This is a genomic window from Chrysanthemum yellows phytoplasma (genome assembly GCF_000803325.1).
Taxonomy (GTDB): Bacteria; Bacillota_I; Bacilli_A; order Acholeplasmatales; family Acholeplasmataceae; genus Phytoplasma; species Phytoplasma asteris.
In genome coordinates this window covers 1-362 of record NZ_JSWH01000123.1, presented here as the reverse complement: position 1 = coordinate 362, position 362 = coordinate 1, and the positions used below count along the sequence as shown (strand labels likewise).

The 362-nt window shown below is 32.3% G+C and carries 1 protein-coding gene; it reads left to right on the top strand.

Annotated elements, in window-relative coordinates:
- A partial coding sequence (locus OL66_RS02505) for a single-stranded DNA-binding protein (RefSeq protein WP_084066027.1) occupies positions 1–323 on the top strand: 323 nt, incomplete at its 5' end.
- Positions 324–362: the final 39 nt, after the last annotated feature.

Sequence of the window (362 nt, the reverse complement as noted above, 5' to 3'; positions counted from 1 at the left end):
TCGGCCGTTTGAGCCATAATTTAGAAAAACAATACATTAATAGCCATCGCGAACAAATCCCCAAAATTGATTTTCAATTAGCCGTTAATCACAAAGAACAAGCCCAATTTATCCCTTGTGTCGCTTTTCGAAAACTAGCGGAAAACATGAGTCAATATTTACATAAAGGTTCCAAAGTATATATCGAAGGAAGTTTATCAATCCAAAAATATCAAAATCACCAAGGCCAAACAAGAACCACGACGAAAGTGATTCTTCAAAATGTCATCTTTTTAGATCATAAACCTTTAGACAATAAATCACAAGATCATTTACCTTTTTAACCATAACCAATTAATAAGGAACCAAAAAAATAACTAATC